This window comes from Cobetia sp. 1CM21F (assembly GCF_023161745.1).
Taxonomy (GTDB): Bacteria; Pseudomonadota; Gammaproteobacteria; order Pseudomonadales; family Halomonadaceae; genus Cobetia; species Cobetia amphilecti.
The window spans coordinates 357,993-374,567 of record NZ_JALNTQ010000002.1 but is presented as its reverse complement, the minus strand read 5'-3'; the positions used below and the strand labels follow the sequence as shown (position 1 = coordinate 374,567).

Sequence of the window (16,575 nt, the reverse complement as noted above, 5' to 3'; positions counted from 1 at the left end):
GTCGTGAGACATTGACCGTCATATCGGGTAGCACATGCATAGGCGTGGATGGCTGATGTCATCGTTGCCGATTGCATCGTCTTCCTGTGGCAATGTATTTCTTTGACATTGCCTTCTGGGGCATTGTCTCTCTGTTACATTGCCTCAATATTGCCAGTAATCCATCGTAGCCTCTCCGCATTGTTCGGGAGAGGCTTTTCTTTTTCCAGGACGATTTTCTGTTTTCATAGCGAATTTCACTGCCTGACACAATGATAACCATGGGTCATCGATTCCTGCGCCTAAATGTTGTTGGACGCTAGTGGAGGCGAGGGATAACGTGAATGGTATGTCATGACACCTTCACGATTACCTGCGAAGGGGTCAGCCATCATTAATTACAATAAGAGGTGGGTAATGAATGCTGACGACGAAATACTCTCCGTAAAGAATGTCTACAAAGTCTTCGGTCAGCAGCCTGATGCTGCCATCAAGATGCTGGAAGAGGGCAAGACCAAGGAGGATGTCTTTCAGGAGACGGGGCAGGTCATCGGTGTCTTCGATGCCACCTTCTCGGTCAAGCGAGGCGAGATCTTCGTCATCATGGGTCTGTCAGGGTCTGGCAAGTCGACGATGGTGCGCCTCTTCAATCGCCTGATAGAGCCGACGTCCGGCAGCATCTTCCTCAAGGGGAAGGAAATCACCGGCCTGACGGACAAGGGGCTGCTGGATGTGCGTCGCAAGGACATGAGCATGGTGTTCCAGTCCTTTGCCCTGATGCCGCACATGACAGTGCTGGACAACGCCGCCTTCGGGCTGGAGGTATCGGGAGTCGTCGAAGAGGAACGCTGTGCGCGTGCACGTGAGGCGCTGTCCCAGGTGGGGCTGGCGGGGCATGAATACAGCTATCCGCATCAGCTGTCCGGGGGTATGCAGCAGCGTGTCGGGTTGGCCAGAGCGCTGACCAATGACCCTACCATATTGCTGATGGATGAAGCCTTCTCGGCGCTTGATCCCTTGATCCGGACGGAAATGCAGGATGAATTGCTGCGTCTCCAGAAGGAGCAGCAGCGCACCATCATCTTCATCTCACATGACCTGGATGAGGCCATCCGCATCGGCGACCGTATCGCCATCATGGAAGGTGGCTGTGTCGTCCAGATTGGAACACCACAGGAAATTCTCAACAATCCCGCGACTCCCTATGTGGAATCCTTCTTCAAGAGCGTGGACTCCTCCAAGGTGTTGAGAGCCGGTGATGTTGCGCGTCTTGATGCCGATATCGTGGTTCACCATCAGCAGACGCCCACGCAGACACCCACGCAGACACCGCCTTCCATCCCCTATGCCTACATGATGGATGATCAGCAGCAATTCATGGGAATCATCGACAATAGTCGCCCCGATGGAAGCGGCAAGGCGCTCACGTTGTTGCCCAGTGATGTCGAGACCATCGCCTTTGATACTCCGCTTCATGAGTTGCTGGGGCTCTCCGCGTCGTTGCCCTATCCACTGCCCGTACTCAATGCCGATGGCACCTTGAATGGCACGATCAGCAGGCAATCACTGCTGCAATCACTGAGCCGACATTAATCCTCATCACAATGCGACAAGGAGGGCAGACTCATGTCTGAGTGGACGATTCTGGATCCTTTCCAGGTACTGCATATTCCGCTGGGCGAGTGGGTAGAAGATTGCTTGAACTATCTCGTCAGCAATTTCCGCGGCGTCTTTCGTGCCGTGCGCTGGCCTATCGATCAGGTGCTCAACGGTATCGAGGGGCTGCTTCAGGCGGTGCCGCCGACGATCGGTATATTGCTCGGCGCCTTGCTCGGGTGGCAGGTCGCAGGGCGACGCATGGGGCTCTTCTGTGCATTCACCTTGATCCTGCTGGGGCTGATCGGTGTCTGGTCCGAGTCCATGACCACCCTGTCTCTGGTACTCACGGCCGTGTTCTTCTGCGCCGTGTTCGGCCTGCCGCTGGGCATTCTCTGCGCGCGCCATGACCGCCTGGAGAAGATTGCCAGACCGATACTGGATGCGATGCAGACGTTGCCGGCCTTCGTCTATCTGGTGCCAGTCGTGATGTTGTTCGGGATCGGTAACGTGCCCGGCGTGCTGGTCACCATCATCTTCGCCTTACCGCCGCTGGTGCGTTTGACCAATCTCGGGATTCGTCAGGTTCCTGGCGACAAGATCGAGGCGGCGCGTGCCTTTGGCTGCACGCCCGGCCAGATGCTGCGCAGAGTGCAGTTGCCCTTGGCGACGCCCACCATCATGGCCGGCCTCAACCAGACATTGATGCTTTCCCTGTCGATGGTCGTGATCGCCTCCATGATTTCAGTGGGAGGGCTGGGGCAGATGGTGCTTCGCGGTATCGGGCGTCTTGATATGGGGCTCGCCACCGTCGGGGGCATGGGACTGGTATTGCTGGCCATCTTCCTTGACCGCCTGACGCAGGCGATGGGAGAGCGCAGTGCCGTCGCGGGAGATCACCGTCGCTGGTTCCAGAAGGGGCCGCTGGGCATCTGCCTGGGGGTGATTGGCATGGGGAAATGGCAAGCACGCACCCATCCCTGAGTTTCATCATTTGCTTGAACCATGAAGTCGTCAGATCATCAACAACAACAGGAATACTCTCATGATGCCTTTCGCTCATTCTCGCCGGCAGCTGCTGTCCCGCACTCTGGCCGCGTCTTCCCTGGCGCTGTTCACAGCGTCTATGGCCCATGCGGCTGGTGACAAGCCCGGAGAGGGCGTGACGGTCACGCCGATATTTCCGACGATTTCCGAAGAGCATTTCCGGGGGCAGGTCGCCGTCCTGGGGCTCGAGGAGCTGGGCTATGAGGTCGAGCAGCCCAAGGAGACGGACTACCCGACCATGATGATGGCATTGTCCTACGGGGATGCCGATTTCACCGTGCACCTGTGGGATAACCTGCATGCCAGTTTCTATGACCGCGCCGGTGGCGATGACACCATGGTCAAGGCGGGCAGCGTGATGGAAGGCGTCATCCAGGGGTATCTGATCGACAAGAAGACGGCTGACAAGTACGACATCACATCGCTTGAGGACCTCAAGGACCCCAGCATCGCTGCGTTGTTCGATACCAACGAGGATGGCAAGGCCGACATGACGGGCTGCAACCCCGGGTGGGGATGTGAGGTGATCATCGATCACCAGCTCGAGGCATATGGTCTGGAGGATACGGTGACACAGAACCGCGGTTCCTACTTTGCGCTCATGGCTGACACCATCACGCGTTACCAGCAGGGTGAGCCGATCTTCTATTTCACCTGGGTGCCGCAATGGATCACGGCTGAACTGGTGCCGGGAGAGGATGTGGTCTGGCTCGAAGTCCCGCACACGGACCTGCCCGATGGCAACAATGATGTGAATACCCAGTATGAAGGCAAGAATCTCGGCTTTGCGGTGGATACCATCAAAGCGGTCATGAACAAGGAGTTTGCCGAGGAAAATCCGGCCGCTCGAGAGTTCCTTTCTCATCTCTCGATGAGCCCGAATGATGAAGCCGCGCAAAACCTCAAGATGCAGAATGGTGAGAGCAGCAAGGAAGATATTCGCCGTCATGCCCAGCAATGGGTGCAAGAGCATCGTGAGCAATTCGATGCGTGGCTTGCCCAGGCTCGCGCGGTCGCCGAGTAACGCCTTGCGGGCGCCGGTCTTGCCGGCGCCTTTCTCAGGGCGCCAGCGGGAAATTTTTTCAGGGCTTCAGCGGGAGCTTATTCAGAGGCATCGCGTTGCCGCAAGCCCTAGGGGTAGACCACGGCAGACTGGCAAGTTGCGCCTCACGTCGCCCATCAAGTCGCCCATCAAGTCACCCTCGAGTTTTCCTCATGCTCTCTCGGACGCCTCGGTGATCGTTGCCGGGGCGTCTGAGGTTTGCATGAGGGTCCTGCGCGCGCGGCGCCCTGATCTTCTATGACACGTGGAGGGTAATGCCTTGTCCTCACTTTATGCCTTTCAGCGAGATACGCATTTTCGCTCACTCCCCACCGCTACACAGCACATCGTCAAGGCGAGCCTGATCGATATTCTGGGGGTGGCAGCGGCGGCGCGTGAAACGCCTGCCTGCCAGGCAGCCAGACGTTACGCCCTGGAACATCATCCGGCGTCCCGGCTTGCCAGTCGGACATTGTTCAATGGTCAGGCGACACATCCGCTGGGGGCCGCATGGGCCGGCGGTTTCTGTGTCGATAGTCTCGATGCTCACGAGGGGCACTTCACCTCCAAGGGACATGCGGGCGCCACTGTGGTGCCTGCCTTGTTGGCGCTGGTGGATGCGTATCGTGAGCAGGGGAGGACGATCAGTGGCGAGGAGTTTCTCAGTGCCCTGTGCGTCGGTTATGAAACGGCCCTGCGCGCGGGAGTGGCACTGATGGCGACGGCACCTGAATACCATGCCTCGGGAGCCTTTTCGGGGCTCGGGGTCGTCTGTGCGGGGGCGCGCTTGCTTGGGCTGGACGAGCAGACCTTCCGCCATGCATTGGGAATTGCAGAGTACTTCGGGCCACGCTGTCCCATGATGCGGCTGATCGATCACCCCAGCATGCTGCGAGATGCACACGGCGCTGGTGCCTTCAGTGGCGTGAACGCGTTGCTGTTGGCGCAGGCGGGCATCACGGGAGCGCCGGCCGAAACCGTCGAGGATGACAGGGTGGCAGCCTGTTGGTCAGATCTTGGGACGCGTTGGGAGATCGACGCACAGTATTTCAAGCCCTGGCCCGTCTGCCGTTGGGCTCAACCGGCCTTGACCGCTGCCAGCGACCTGATGAAGGCGCATGTCGCGCTGCGTGCCGACACTATCCTGCATATCCGTGTCGAGACATTTCATGAATCCATGCGGCTGCAGGGGCATGCCCCCACCAATGCTGACGAGGCGCAATATGCGTTGGCCTATCCCCTGGCGGCATTGCTTCTGCGTGGTCAGCTAGGCCCGGATGAGTTCGATGAACGGGCGCTGCGTGATGAAGAGATTCTGGCGCTGTGTCAGCGAATCGAGATTGTCGAGGCCGCCGATCTTTCCGCCAGATTCCCGGACGAGATTCTGTCGCGTGTCCATTTCCGCCTCAAGGACGGGCGAGAGATCAGCAGTGACATAACCTGTGCCAGAGGGGACCCGCAGATGCCGCTTTCCGCCGAGGAATTGCGAGATAAATTCCGACGTTACTCCCACGGCGCTCTGCATGATTCACGCAGTGACGACATACTGACCCTCGTGGACAGTCTGGAGCATTCCGTCGACTGTCATGCGCTACTTGAGCAGGTGCTGGTCGCCTGATGTGATGACGAGCGATAGAAAACAACAGGCAACTTGCCTGGCGACATGCGGCCTTTCAGCATCAGTGGAAGGTCGCATGTCGCCTTTTCATTTTCTGACATCGCTCTCTGAAAAAGGAAGCGTACTGACGACTCATAACATCCGGTCATGATTAGTCGGGAGAAAAGGTTTCTTTCGCACTTCACGGTGTCTGTTTAGGCTACAGATATGCTGATGTGGTGAATGAAGCATCCCTCCAATAACAACTTGATCATGACAAGGTGAAAGCATGAACTTTGACGGTATCTGGACTCCGGTAGTCACTCCTTTCTCTGACGATAATCGTATCGAATTCGATACCCTGAAAGTCGTGCTGGAAAGCCTGATTGAGCAACAGGTGCATGGCCTCATCATCGGTGGCACGACAGGCGAGTATTACGCGCTGACCAGGCAAGAGCGCAAGCAGGTCTTCGATCTGGTGGCGGAGCAGGTCAAGGGCCGTATCCCCATCATGGCCGGCATCAATGCAACCACGACGGAAGAGAGTCTGGAGCTGGGCCTGTACGCCAAGTCCGTCGGCTTCGATGCGATTCTGGCGGCAGCCCCTTATTACTGTCAGCCGGCGGAAGATGAGCTGCTGCGTCATATCCAGCGGGTCGATGATGCGCTGGACATGCCGATCATGCTTTACAACTTCCCTGACCGTACCGGTGTGCCGATGACGCTTGCCTTGCTGGACGCGCTGAGCGAGCGACCCAACATCCAGGCCATCAAGGAAAGCACCGGTTCCATCGAGCGCATGCATGCGCTGATCAATGAGTTTGATGATCGCATTCAGGTCAGTTGCGGCATGGATGACCAGGCGCTGGAGTTCTTCGTCTGGGGAGCGCGCAGCTGGGTGGGCGGTGCTTCCAACTTCCTGGCGGCAGAACATGTCGCGCTCTACAAGGCCTGTGTCATCGACCAGGACTTCGTGGCGGGACGTCAGCTGGCAGCACGGATTCTGCCGATGCTGAACCTGCTGGAGCAGGGCGGGAAGTTCTGTCAGTACATCAAATACGGCTGTGAGCTGGCAGGACTGCCGGTAGGCACTGCGCGCGCCCCCCTGGGCGAACTCACTGACAACGAGAAAGCCACCTTCACGCGCCATTACGAGGCGTTGGTCGCTTATCGCGGCTGATGCCCACGGAGGGGGAGCCACTTCCATGCAGCTGAAATGCAATATTCTGCCCCAGGATGATGGGAGATGTGGATGGTATGACATGCTGCCTTCCCCTCCGCCTGCCACGCCCTTGCGAGGTGATATCAAGGCTGACTGGGTCATCCTGGGGGCGGGGCTTGCGGGACTAGCGGCCGCCAGGCGGCTGGCGGAGCTCCAACCTGATGCCAGCATCGCTCTGGTGGAGGCGCGTCGTGTCGGCTTTGGGGCTGCCGGGCGCAATTCCGGTTTCATGATCGATCTGCCCCATGATTTGAATTCCCACGATTACACCGGTGATAGAACCAAGGATCTCCAGCAGATCCGGCTCAATCGGGGGGCGATCGACTATCTCCGGGACATCGTTCAGCGCCATTCCATCGACTGCGATTGGCGTGAACAGGGCAAGTTGCATGGCGCGGTGGAAAAGCACGGCATCAAGGCGCTCGAAGCCTTCGCCAAGGGGCTGTCAGGGTTGAATGAGCCCTATCGGACACTGGATGCGGCAGAGATGAAAGCCGTGACCGGCACGAGTTTCTATCAGGCCGGTCTGCATGCCCCGGGCGCGGTACTGGTGCAGCCTGCCGCCCTGGTACGTGGTCTGGCTGCCGCATTGCCCGAGAACGTTCAGCTGTATGAGGACACTGCGGTGCGCAGTATCGAGACGGGGGCACGGCATGTACTGGTTACCGATCACGGCCGACTCCAGTCGCCGCGCTTGATACTGGCCAACAATGCCTATGCCTCGCAGTTCGGGGCGCTGGGGTTCAAGGGCAGCATCCTGCCGGTCTACACCTATGGCAGCCTCAGCCGCCAACTGCGACCCGATGAACTCGAGCGCCTCGGTGGCGAAGAGAGCTGGGGAGTGATTCCCGCTGACCCCATGGGTACGACGGTCAGGCGTATGGGCTTCGGGCGTATCTGTATCCGCAACTCCTTTGTCTATCGTCCTGATATCACCGCCGGCCGGCAGCACCTGGCTCGCGTCAAGCTGGCACATCAGCGCTCATTTGATCGTCGTTTTCCGATGCTGCCGGGCGTGGACATGGAATACACCTGGGGCGGGGCCCTGTGCCTGACGCGCAATGGCGGCACACCCTTCGGCGAAATCGCCCCCGGGGTGTTCAGCGCGGTCTGTCAGAACGGGCTGGGGCTCACCAGTGGCACGACCTCCGGCAAGCTGATTGCGGAATATGCCGTGGGTATCGAAAGCGAGCTGCTCGATATCATGCGCCAGATCCCCAAACCGGCGTCCAATCCTCCCGAGCCATTGCTGGGGCTAGGGGTGCGGTCGACCCTTGCCTGGAAGGAATGGCACGCCGGCAGTGAACTCTGAACACTCGATTTTTCTCCCAAGACACAAGGACAACAACAATGTCTGAGACTCTGAGCCGAGACACGATCGCTGAACAGATCGAGCGTCTGGAATATCGTCATCTGGCCTTCATCGATGGCCGCTTCGTGGCTGCGCAATCCGGCGAGACGTTCGAAACCCTCAACCCGGCAACAGGCGAGCTGCTGACCCATGTTGCCGCGTGCAATGGCGAGGATGTCGATCTTGCCGTCAAGGCGGCACGTCGCGCTTTTGAAGCGGGTGTCTGGTCAGGATTGGCGCCTGCCGAGCGCAAGGTCATCATGCAGCGCTTTGCCGATCTGATCGACGCGAACTGCCTCGAGCTGGCGGTGCTGGAAGCCCTGGAGGCCGGCAAGCCGATCAGTGAGTGCTACACCGTCGATATCCCGGATACCGCCAATACGATTCGTTGGCATGCCGAGGCGGTCGACAAGCTCTACGATGATGTGGCACCGACCTCCGGTGATACCGTCGCGACCATTCGCCGCGAGCCCCTCGGCGTCGTCGGCGCGGTGCTGCCCTGGAATTTCCCGGCCATGATGGCGGGTTGGAAGCTGGGGCCTGCGCTCATCACTGGCAATAGCGTCGTGCTCAAGCCTGCGGAATTGACCTCATTGAGCACCCTGCGACTCGCGGAGCTCGCCTTGCAGGCCGGCATTCCCGCCGGTGTCCTGAATGTGGTGCCAGGGCTTGGGCATGTCGCCGGCAAGGCCATTGGCCTGCACCCTGACATTGATCTTGCCGCCTTCACGGGCTCCACCGAGATCGGGCGTCGCTTCCTCGAATACTCCGCTGCCAGCAATCTGAAGCGTGTCGTACTGGAATGCGGTGGCAAGAATCCTCAGGTCGTCATGCCCGATGTCACGGACCTCAAGGAAGTGGCAAGCAATGTGTTGGCCGCCGCCTTCTGGAACATGGGCGAGAACTGCTCCGCCGGGTCGCGCCTCATCGTGCACCACTCACTCAAGGATGATCTGCTCGAGGAGATGCTGCTGCAGCTCGAGAGAGACTGGAAGACCGGTGATCCGCTGGACCCGGATGTCCAGCTGGGCGCGCTCATCGAACAGGCACACATGGACAAGGTGATGTCGCACATCTCCCAGGCCAAGGAAGCCGGAGTGACGGTGGCGACAGGCGGCATGCGCCTGCATGAACAGAGCGGCGGGTATTTCGTCGCCCCGACCATCTTCGATGATGTTCCTGCAGATGCCGCTATCGCCAGTGAAGAGATCTTTGGTCCCGTCCTGGCAGTCATTCCCTTCGAGACGGAACAAGAGGCCATCGCCATTGCCAATGACACCTGCTATGGCCTGGCGGCATCACTGTGGAGCAATGATCTGAACACCGTCTATCGCATGTCATCCGCGATCCGCGCCGGCACCATCTCGGTCAACTGCTTCTCGGAAGGCGACATCACGACACCATTCGGTGGCTACAAGCAGTCGGGGTTCGGGGGGCGTGACAAGTCGATCTACGCACACGACCAGTACTGTGAGCTGAAGACCACCTGGATTCAGCTGGGATGATTCAATCGCTGTCCGCCTGATCCCTCATCACTCTCGAGCGCCATCCTTTTTCTCTGAAAGGGGATGGCGTTCTCGCGCAGGAAGCCCGCCATGACTGTTCCCGCTACTGAGTTTCTCAACCCCGTCAACACCCAGACCTGGGCCAATGGCCGCCATCTGGTGCGCTGTTTGAAGGTCATACAGGAGACACGGGATGTTCGAACCTACTGTTTCAGCATGCAGCACCCGGTGCTGTTCTTCTTCAAGCCCGGGCAATTCGTCACGCTGGAGCTGGAGATAGACGATGAACAGGTCATGCGGTCCTATACCATCTCCAGTGCGCCATCGATTCCCTACAGCTTTTCCATCACGGTAAAACGTGTGGCGGGTGGGCGCGTCTCGAACTGGCTGCATGACAACCTCAAGGAAGGGGCCCTGGTCGCGGTCCATGGCCCGGTAGGGCAGTTCAACTGCATCGACCACCCGGCAGACAAGGTCCTGTTCCTGTCCGGCGGTGTGGGGATCACGCCAGTGATGTCCATGGCCCGCTGGTTGTTCAACATCAATTCCGAAGTCGACATGGTGTTTGCCCACAGTGCCCAGACGCCCAGCGATATCATCTATCGTGCCGAACTGGATTACATGTCCACGCGCATCGAGAACTTCAAGCTGCATCTCATCAGCGAGCGCAGTGAAACCGGCCAGATATGGGGTGGCTACCGAGGCTTCCTGACGCGAGAGATGCTCCAGTTGATGGCGCCTGACTTAATGGAGCGTGAAGTCTTCTGCTGTGGCCCAGCCCCATACATGAATGCGGTGCGTCAGATCCTCACCTCTGCCGGATTCGACTTTACCCATTATCACGAGGAATCCTTCGGTGCGACGCCAACGGCGGATATCGCGACCGCCGAGGATCATGCCGCCCAGGCGTTGGAGCGTGAAGAAGAGTCCGTGACAGGTGAGGGGCACTGGGTGACCTTTCTGGATTCGGGCAAATCCGTACAGGTCATGGAAGGCACCACGCTGCATGAAGCGGCGGCAAGTACTGATCTGAATATTGCCAAGGCCTGTGGCATGGGAATCTGTGGTACCTGCCGTGTGCGCGTTCTCAGCGGTGAAGTGGACATGCAGCACAATGGCGGTATCAGCGAAGAAGAGATCGAAGAGGGCTATGTATTGAGTTGCTGTACTACAGTCGTTGGCGATGTGCAGATTGAGTACTGACCGCGCTCTGGTGCTTCTCTATGACAGAGGGGACTTGCGCCATGCACTGGCGCAAGCCAATGGGCGCATCATCGCCTTGGCTCCCGAAGAAGCCTCCATGATCAATGGCGCCGACCTGCTGGTCGATGGCGGCTACACCACAGTCTGATGATCCGGCAGTACCCAGCAAGATTGCAGTAGATGTGAAAAGGCACTGTCGATGACAGTGCCTTTTTTGTGCTTCGTATCTCTTCCCTCGGTTCCATTGCTAGGGCCTGGGGTAGACAAGTCCAGGAAGCATCTCCTCAAGCAACATGGCAGCATGCATCACTTTCATGTCCTGGAATTTTCCTCCCACCAGATGCAGTCCGACAGGCAGCCCATTGTCATCCAATCCGCAGGGGAGTGATGCCGCGGGTTGTTGGGTCAGGTTGAAGGGGTAGCTGAACGGCGTCCAGTCCATCCAGTCAGCGTATTTCTCGCCGGGTGGGACGTTGTGCCCAGCGGCAAATGGTGAAATGGGCAGGGTGGGGGTAACAAGCAAATCCCATTGCTCGTGGAAGGATTGCATGTGCGCGCAAAGTGCAGTCCGCTCTCGTCTTGCCGCCAGATATTGCGACAAGGAAATGTGGCTGCCTCGCTCTGCAATATCCAGCAAGCCCGGGTCCATTTGATCTCGCTGGCTGTCGGTCATCTTTTCGACCACCTGGGTGGCACCCGCGAACCACAAGGTATTGAAGATATCGAGGGGACAGGCAAACCCGGGGTCTATCTCGATGACGTCAGCGCCCAGTCTCGAGAGTAGAGCGACCGCTTCGTCCACTCGCAGGCGTATGTCCTGTGCAACGTCGACATACCCAAGCGTCGGGCTGTAAGCGATTTTCCATCCTTCAAGAGACAATGGGAGTGGCGCATTCCAATCAATGCCATGTGGATTGCCGAGCAATCCGTCTCGGGCATCCGGTCTTGCCATGCTGGCAAGCATCAGGGCGCTATCGGACGCCGTCCGTGTCATCGGGCCCAGGTGTGAGAGTGTCGACATGGCGCTGGTCGGCCATTGAGGTATCCAGCCAAACGTGGGTTTCAGGCCGAAGGTGCCGGTAAAGCTGCAGGGAATACGGATCGAACCGCCCGCGTCACTTCCTTGATGGAGCATGCCCAGGTTCAGCGCGGCCGCTGCTCCAGCCCCGCCTGAGGATCCACCCGACGTCAGTGCGGTGTTCCAGGGATTGCGCGTCACGCCATGCAGGGGGGTGTCCGTCACTCCCTTCCAGCCGTACTCCGGTGAGGCTGTCTTGCCGAGAAAGACGGCGCCTGCCTTGCGCAGGCTCGCGGCGACGGGAGCATCGACGTCACTGCCTCCGTCGGGTGATGTGGTGGCGGAGCCGTATCGGGTCGGCATGTCCCGGGACAGCGTCAGGTCCTTGAGCGTTGTCGGTACACCGTCCAGCGGGCCGCAGGGCGAGCCGTTCATCCAGCGGGCTTCGGCGTCTCTCGCCGCCTTCATTGCCCCATCATGGGCGATATGCACGAAGGCATTGACCTTGGGGTTGAGCGTGTCGATACGTTCCAGACAATCCCGGGTCAGCTCGACAGGGGATAGCTCGCCCTGGCGAAATAGCATCAGGGCGTCAGTGGCGGTCAATTCAGATAATTGCGTGGGAAGAGAGGCTGGGGTCATGTCAGATCCTGTCCATTGGCTATCAAGTACCGGCTATCAGGTACTGCAATCAAGTACTCGCACGGGGACGTTCTTGGCACGTGAGATGTGCTCGGCAATGAAAAGGGCCTGCGCAATGCAGGCCCTTGTCGCTGGTCAGCGGGCTTCGATCACCTGAGGTGAGGGAGCCACATCATCTTCCAGCTGCTCCGGGTGATATTCCGCGGTGTAATCCCGACGCGCCTGCGCGAAGCGTTCCACCACATCGGCATCCTTGCGCTGCAAGGCGAGGCTGATGATGACGAAGGCTGACGCATTGAGGATCAGGCCCCAGATGCCGGCATGCAGGCCAAGCGGGTTGCTGACACTGGCGCCGTAGGACAGCCAGAGGACGGTCACGATACCCAGAATCAGGCCCCAGAAGGCCGCTTGCGGGTGTGCCTTGCGCCAGGTGATGGCACCCAGTGTCGGCACTATCAGCTGAGCGGTGCCCGCCAGTGCCGCGATCCCGATGGTGACGAGCAGCCCCGGAACGGTCAGTGCCAGGATGTAGGCCGCCAGAGAGAAGCCGACCAGAGACAGGCGCCCGATGTGGACGATGCGCTTCTGATCCGCTTGCGGGTTCACGTAGCGCTTGTAGATATCCATGGTGACGACGGTCGATACCGCATGGATCTGGGAGTTGGCGGTGGACATCGCCGCTGCCGCGCCAGCCGCCATGATCAGTGATGCCAGCAAGTAGGGTGCATAGTTCATCAGCATGACAGGCAGGATCTGGTCAGCATTCTCCAGGCCAGGCTCCAGCAGTACACCGGTATACCCCGTGAGTACCGAGCCGAAATAGGCGAAGGCGGCGAGCCCCAGCAGGAAGGGCATCAACCCGAACAGCTTGCCGCTTTTCACCGAATACATGCGCAGCCAGATCTGGGGACCCATGAAGGCGCCGATGGCCACGATCACGAACAGAGAGAACCACATGGAGTAGCCCATGTTGCCATTCGGCCCCGGCAGCGTCAGATGCGCGGGCGAGTCACTGGCGAGCTGCGCGAACATGCTGGTCGGGCCACCTGCCTGGCCGGCGATGTAGTAGCCCGCATACATCATGCCGAAGAACAGCAGCGCCCCGTAGATCACATCTGTCCAGGCGATGGCGCGAATTCCGCCGACCCACACATAGACGATGATGATGAAGTAGAACAGCAGTGCGGCCAGCCAGAAGGGCACGACGCCACCGGAGGCGACCTCGATCAGGTAGGCGCCGCCCGTCAACTGGATCTGCAGGTATGGCACGGTAAAGATCAGCGTGATGACGGCAACGAGGACTCTGAGTGCTTCACTGTTGTAGAAATCGCCCATCAGGTCTGACGGCGTCAGGTAGTCAAAGCGCTTGCCGAGATACCAGACGCGCTTGCCCACCCAGTAGTACATGAAGCCGAAGAGCAGGTTCCACGCAAGCGCGGTGAGATAGATCGGGCCACTGGTGTAGAAGGTGGCATTCGATCCCAGGAAGGCAAAGGCGCTCCACCAGGTGGCCGCCACCGTGAAGAATACGGCAATGCTGCCCATGGCCCGCCCCTGAACGAAGAAGTCTTCGCTCGTCGTCTGGGACTTGCGGGCCGAGACGAGCCCGACGATCAAGGGAATGATCATGAAGGCCGCGATGATCAAGATGCTTCCAGTCATGGTGAGCTCCTCAGCGCTTGCCGCCGGTGGAAGGGGCTCTGGCGCTACCCCAGTTGGTCAGGTAGGCATACAGGAACACGGCGGTGAGGAAGCCCCACCACACCAGGTTCCAGACGAGGAAGAACGGAACTCCCATCACCATGGGCTCGATCTTGTTGGCCATCAGCATCAATGGACTCTCGAGCATCAAGAATCCCAGCAGCATGCTGCCGTAGATGGCGACCTTGCGGGTCGTGAAGCGCTTTCTCATTGCATTCCCCTTTATTGTGGTTGGTGGGGCGGGTTGTGACCTGTCGTGTCGATGGCAGGGAACCAGGCATGGCAAAGCATCAATTATTGTATTTATACGTATAAATTAACCAATAGGTGACAATCCCCCTACCGTCAAGGAAGACACGGCGTTTTCGCTTTTCGCCTCACCCGCGACGCAGGCCCCCAAAATCTGGATAATGGCGGCCATCGCGTAGCCGTCAGACTGGCGAGCTGGCGCCCACACTCTTCACAGCGGTGCATCGTTCATGGAAATCAAGGTCAACTTTCTCGACAACCTGAGGCTCGAGGCGAAATTCGACGACTTCACGGTCATCACCGATCAGCCCATCCGCTACAAGGGTGATGGGTCGGCGCCGAGCCCGTTCGACTACTTCCTGGCGTCGTCGGCGCTGTGCGCGGCGTACTTCGTGAAGGTGTACTGCGTGGCGCGGGACATCCCGACCGAGAACATCCGCCTGTCGCAGAACAACATCGTCGACCCGGAGAATCGCTACAACCAGATCTTCAAGATCCAGGTGGAGCTGCCGGAAGACCTCTCCGACAAGGACCGCCAGGGTATCCTGCGTTCCATCGAGCGTTGCACGGTGAAGAAGGTCGTCCAGACCGGCCCGGGCTTCGAGATCGAGACGGTCGACAACCTCGACGAGGACGCCCAGGCATTGCTGATGGCGGAGCCGCCAGAAGGGCAGAGCACCTGGATCGAAGGCAAGGACCTGCCGCTGGAGCAGACCATCGCCAACATGACGGGCCTGCTGAATGATCTGGGCATGAAGATCGAGATCGCCTCCTGGCGCAACATCGTGCCGCACGTCTGGTCGCTGCACATTCGTGATGCCGCCTCACCGATGTGCTTCACCAACGGCAAGGGCTCGACCAAGGAGAGCGCGCTGTGCTCGGCACTGGGCGAGTTCATCGAGCGCCTGAGCTGCAACTTCTTCTACAACGATCAGTTCTTCGGCGAAGCCATCGCTGACAGCGAGTTCGTGCACTACCCGAACGAGAAGTGGTTCCAGCCGGGCCCGAATGACGAGATCCCGGAAGGTGTGCTGGATGACTACTGCCTGGAGATCTTCAATCCGGATGGCGAGCTGGGCGGCTCCAATCTGATCGACACCAATTCCGGGCGTGCGGATCGTGGCATCGTGTCCCTGCCGTTCACTCGCCGTTCGGACGGTGAGACGATCTACTTCCCGTCCAACCTGATCGAGAACCTGTATCTCAGCAACGGCATGAGCGCCGGCAATACTCTGCCGGAAGCCCAGGTGCAGTGTCTGTCCGAGATCTTCGAGCGTGCGGTGAAGCGCGAGATTCTCGAGCAGGAACTGACCCTGCCGGACGTGCCGCAGGAGGTGCTGGCCAAGTACCCGGAAATCGTCGAAGGCATCGAGGCGCTGGAAGCCCAGGGCTTCCCGATTCTGGTCAAGGACGCCTCGCTGGGCGGCCAGTTCCCGGTGGCCTGCGTCACCTTGATGAACCCGAAGACCGGCGGTGTCTTCGCCTCCTTCGGCGCGCACCCGAGCTTTGAAGTCGCCATCGAGCGCAGCCTGACCGAGCTGATGCAGGGCCGCAGCTTCGAGGGGCTCAACGACTTCATGCCGCCGACCTTCAACTCGCTGGCCGTGTCCGAGCCGAACAACTTCGTCGAGCACTTCATCGACTCCTCGGGTCTGGTCTCCTGGCGCTTCTTCAGCTCGAAGACCGACATCGAGTTCGTCGAGTGGGACTTCTCCGGCAGCAATGAAGAAGAAGTCGCCAACCTGTTCGGCATCCTCGATGAGATCGGCAAGGAGTCCTACATGGCGGTGCATGAGGATCTCGGTGCGCCGGTGTGCCGTATCCTGGTGCCGGGCTATTCCGAGGTCTATCCGGTCGAGGACCTGGTGTGGGACAACACCAACATGGCGCTGGATTACCGCGAGGACATCCTCAATCTGCATCGTCTCGATGACGAGCAGCTGGCGGACCTGGGCGAGCGCCTCGAAGAGAGCCAGCTTGATGAACACATGGACATCAAGACGCTGATCGGCATCGAGTTCGACGAGAACACCATCTGGGGTCAGCTGACGATTCTCGAGCTGAAACTGATGATCAACCTCGCGCTGGGTCAGCACGAGGACGCGCTGGATCGCGTCGAGATGTTCCTGCAGTACAACGACAATACCGTCGTGCGCGGCCTCTATTATCAGGCCATGAAGGCGGTGCTGGAGATCACGCTGGATGACGAGCTGGAGCTTGAGGACTACCTCTACAACTTCCGCCGCATGTTCGGGGAAGACACCATGGCTGCCGTGGTGGGCTCCGTGCAGGGCGAGGTTCGCTTCCATGGTCTGGAGCCGACCAACATGCAGCTGGAAGGGCTCGATCGCCACCTGCGCCTGATCGAAAGCTACCAGAAGCTGCACGCCCATCGTGCTGCCCTGGCGGCCAAACAGGCCTGA

Annotated in this window: 12 protein-coding genes; 9 read left to right on the top strand and 3 right to left on the bottom strand. The window is 59.3% G+C overall.

Annotation, left to right across the window (positions count from 1 at the left end):
* Positions 1–396: 396 nt before the first annotated feature.
* The 8 genes from MSG32_RS07250 to MSG32_RS07215 all read left to right on the top strand — a co-directional run bounded on the left by MSG32_RS07250 (position 397) and on the right by MSG32_RS07215 (position 10,542).
* Positions 397–1,572: a glycine betaine/L-proline ABC transporter ATP-binding protein gene (locus tag MSG32_RS07250; protein WP_248378988.1), complete on the top strand. Its 1,176-nt coding sequence runs from the start codon at positions 397–399 to the stop codon at positions 1,570–1,572.
* Between the two features lie 33 nt (positions 1,573–1,605).
* Positions 1,606–2,559 carry a glycine betaine/L-proline ABC transporter permease ProW gene (gene proW, locus MSG32_RS07245; protein WP_054555896.1) on the top strand — a complete coding sequence of 318 codons (954 nt, stop codon included), beginning with the start codon at positions 1,606–1,608 and terminating at the stop codon, positions 2,557–2,559.
* 61 nt (positions 2,560–2,620) lie between these two features.
* Entirely contained in the window at positions 2,621–3,646 is a 1,026-nt protein-coding gene (proX, locus tag MSG32_RS07240) for a glycine betaine/L-proline ABC transporter substrate-binding protein ProX (protein WP_209443776.1), read from the top strand.
* A 298-nt stretch (positions 3,647–3,944) separates the two neighbouring features.
* Positions 3,945–5,282, top strand: coding sequence for an MmgE/PrpD family protein (locus tag MSG32_RS07235; protein WP_248378987.1), 1,338 nt, complete (start codon positions 3,945–3,947; stop codon positions 5,280–5,282).
* A gap of 268 nt (positions 5,283–5,550) precedes the next feature.
* The gene (locus tag MSG32_RS07230) at positions 5,551–6,441 is read left to right on the top strand and encodes a dihydrodipicolinate synthase family protein (RefSeq protein ID WP_248378986.1); all 891 of its coding nucleotides are present in this window, start codon (positions 5,551–5,553) and stop codon (positions 6,439–6,441) included.
* Positions 6,442–6,523: 82 nt separating this feature from the next.
* Positions 6,524–7,795, top strand: coding sequence for an FAD-binding oxidoreductase (locus MSG32_RS07225; protein WP_235506979.1), 1,272 nt, complete (start codon positions 6,524–6,526; stop codon positions 7,793–7,795).
* Positions 7,796–7,833: 38 nt separating this feature from the next.
* Positions 7,834–9,339 carry an aldehyde dehydrogenase gene (locus MSG32_RS07220; RefSeq protein WP_043332259.1) on the top strand — a complete coding sequence of 502 codons (1,506 nt, stop codon included), beginning with the start codon at positions 7,834–7,836 and terminating at the stop codon, positions 9,337–9,339.
* A 90-nt stretch (positions 9,340–9,429) separates the two neighbouring features.
* A complete protein-coding gene (locus MSG32_RS07215) occupies positions 9,430–10,542 on the top strand; it encodes a hybrid-cluster NAD(P)-dependent oxidoreductase (RefSeq protein ID WP_248378985.1) in 1,113 nt (370 codons plus the stop codon).
* A gap of 247 nt (positions 10,543–10,789) precedes the next feature.
* Here MSG32_RS07215 and MSG32_RS07210 read toward each other — a convergent pair whose 3' ends face one another.
* The 3 genes from MSG32_RS07210 to MSG32_RS07200 all read right to left on the bottom strand — a co-directional run bounded on the left by MSG32_RS07210 (position 10,790) and on the right by MSG32_RS07200 (position 14,114).
* Positions 10,790–12,202 carry an amidase gene (locus MSG32_RS07210; RefSeq protein WP_248378984.1) on the bottom strand — a complete coding sequence of 471 codons (1,413 nt, stop codon included), beginning with the start codon at positions 12,200–12,202 and terminating at the stop codon, positions 10,790–10,792.
* Positions 12,203–12,337: 135 nt separating this feature from the next.
* Positions 12,338–13,864, bottom strand: a complete 1,527-nt coding sequence (locus MSG32_RS07205; protein WP_248378983.1) for a sodium:solute symporter family protein — start codon at positions 13,862–13,864, stop codon at positions 12,338–12,340.
* Positions 13,865–13,874: 10 nt separating this feature from the next.
* A complete protein-coding gene (locus tag MSG32_RS07200; RefSeq protein ID WP_107335026.1) occupies positions 13,875–14,114 on the bottom strand; it encodes a hypothetical protein in 240 nt (79 codons plus the stop codon).
* 268 nt (positions 14,115–14,382) lie between these two features.
* Here MSG32_RS07200 and MSG32_RS07195 point away from each other — a divergent pair, with 268 nt between their 5' ends.
* Entirely contained in the window at positions 14,383–16,575 is a 2,193-nt protein-coding gene (locus tag MSG32_RS07195; RefSeq protein ID WP_192838066.1) for an OsmC domain/YcaO domain-containing protein, read from the top strand.

Bases quoted from the DNA above. Each gene is read 5' to 3' on its own strand.
- MSG32_RS07250 (WP_248378988.1), top strand. From the start codon at position 397: ATGAATGCTGACGACGAAATACTCTCCGTAAAGAATGTCTACAAAGTC.
- proW (WP_054555896.1), top strand. From the start codon at position 1,606: ATGTCTGAGTGGACGATTCTGGATCCTTTCCAGGTACTGCATATTCCG.
- proX (WP_209443776.1), top strand. From the start codon at position 2,621: ATGATGCCTTTCGCTCATTCTCGCCGGCAGCTGCTGTCCCGCACTCTG.
- MSG32_RS07230 (WP_248378986.1), top strand. From the start codon at position 5,551: ATGAACTTTGACGGTATCTGGACTCCGGTAGTCACTCCTTTCTCTGAC.
- MSG32_RS07225 (WP_235506979.1), top strand. From the start codon at position 6,524: ATGCTGCCTTCCCCTCCGCCTGCCACGCCCTTGCGAGGTGATATCAAG.
- MSG32_RS07220 (WP_043332259.1), top strand. From the start codon at position 7,834: ATGTCTGAGACTCTGAGCCGAGACACGATCGCTGAACAGATCGAGCGT.
- MSG32_RS07215 (WP_248378985.1), top strand. From the start codon at position 9,430: ATGACTGTTCCCGCTACTGAGTTTCTCAACCCCGTCAACACCCAGACC.
- MSG32_RS07210 (WP_248378984.1), bottom strand. From the start codon at position 12,202: ATGACCCCAGCCTCTCTTCCCACGCAATTATCTGAATTGACCGCCACT.
- MSG32_RS07205 (WP_248378983.1), bottom strand. From the start codon at position 13,864: ATGACTGGAAGCATCTTGATCATCGCGGCCTTCATGATCATTCCCTTG.
- MSG32_RS07200 (WP_107335026.1), bottom strand. From the start codon at position 14,114: ATGAGAAAGCGCTTCACGACCCGCAAGGTCGCCATCTACGGCAGCATG.
- MSG32_RS07195 (WP_192838066.1), top strand. From the start codon at position 14,383: ATGGAAATCAAGGTCAACTTTCTCGACAACCTGAGGCTCGAGGCGAAA.